At 70.4% G+C, this 1,412-nt stretch carries 2 protein-coding genes; one reads left to right on the top strand and one right to left on the bottom strand.

Annotation, left to right across the window (positions count from 1 at the left end; translation table 11 throughout):
- Window positions 1-500, bottom strand: a 500-nt coding sequence (locus tag ACIBG4_RS42310; protein WP_397208304.1) for a hypothetical protein, incomplete at its 3' end; no start/stop codon positions are given.
- A gap of 143 nt (window positions 501-643) precedes the next feature.
- On the opposite strand from ACIBG4_RS42310, the gene ACIBG4_RS42305 reads away from it, so the two are divergent.
- On the top strand, window positions 644-1,252 hold the full coding sequence (locus tag ACIBG4_RS42305; RefSeq protein ID WP_397208302.1) for a TetR/AcrR family transcriptional regulator: 609 nt from the start codon (window positions 644-646) through the stop codon (window positions 1,250-1,252).
- The last annotated feature ends 160 nt before the right edge of the window (window positions 1,253-1,412 follow it).

Here is a 1,412-nt window from a genome sequence, read left to right as displayed (position 1 = left end):
GGGATGGCGTAGCCGGCGGCGTTGAGCAGCGTCGGGCTGTCCGCGGCGGCGCCGGCGATGAACGACGCCCCGGCGAGCGCGGAGACGGCGCCGCTGATGATCATTGGCCACTGGCCGCCCATCCTGCGGCGGGTGACGCCCACGATGAGCTGGACCAGTCCGGCCACGATCGCCCAGGCGCCCCACACGCGCAGCACCGCCGGGATGCCGGACGCGCAGGCGAGGGCCACGCCGAGGGCGGTGATCAGGCTGACCGCGATGTTGACGTACAGCAGGCCAGGCGATCCGGTGCCGCGCGAGGCGCGGGCGTCGACGATGGCTGCGGCCACGTCGAACAGCGGATAGAGCACGAGCAGGGTGACCGCGAGCGGGCCGAGCTCCGCGGCGGTCGTGAACATCGCGAGGGCCCAGACGATGGCGAACGCGAACCGGGTGAAGTACAGCCGGCGCAGCGCGGACGCGGTACCGGAAACGCCGGGCGGAGCAGCGATGGTGCTCATGGTGATCCCTTCGACGGGCGAGTGTGGGGAACGCCGGCCGGCCGCTGCGCGACCCAGGTAGACCGAACGTTCTATCTCGGCCGAGTATGCAATCCGTGCCGCGCACTGTCAAGACCGAACGTTCTACCCACTAAGCTGGCCGTATGCCCAGCCAACCCGAAGGCCGGCCGTCCGAAGCACGGTCCCGGCTGCTCAACACGGCCACCAGGCTCTTCTACGCGGAGGGCATCCACGCCGTCGGCATCGATCGCATCGTCGCCGAGGCGAAGGTGACGCGGGCCACCCTCTACCGGCACTTCCCCGGCAAGGAAGACCTCGTCCTCGCCTACCTGAACCAGGTCGACCTGGTCATGCGGGATCAGGCGGAGGAGGCGGTCGCCGCCGGGCTGCCGGCTGCCGGCACCCTCCAGGCGCTCAGCGCGTCCATCGCCCAGGGCATCCGGTCACCGGACTTCAGGGGATGCGCCTTTCTCAACGCCGCCGCCGAGTATCCCGACCCCGAGTCGCCCGTGCACAAGGCGGTGCTCGCCCATCGCCAATGGTTCCTGGACACCGTCACGGAACTGCTGGCGAGGATTCAGGAAACCGGCGCGGAGCCTGCCGCGCGCCACTTCGTGATGATGCGCGACGGCGCCATGGCCGCCGGTTGCCTGTTCGACCCGGCGCTGATCTGCGAGACCTTCTTGCGCGGGGTCGACAGGCTTCTGGAGGTTTACACCGCCACCGACTACAGCCAACCGGCGGGCACCTGAACCGGCGTCACCGACCGCGCGTCACAGGTGCAGGCGCGGCCATCCGGCGGTGTCGCGGAGCAACTGCCGATCGTGCGTGGCCAGCACCACGGCTGCCGCCGTGGCGGACAGGGCCTCGGTGATCTCCTCGACCAGCGCCGTGGACAGGTGGTTCGTCGGC

Origin of the sequence: Nonomuraea sp. NPDC050383 (assembly GCF_044459125.1) — a bacterium.
Lineage (GTDB): Bacteria > Actinomycetota > Actinomycetes > Streptosporangiales > Streptosporangiaceae > Nonomuraea.
Note: the sequence above shows the minus strand (reverse complement) of the source record. Positions and strands in the feature narration are given on the sequence as shown.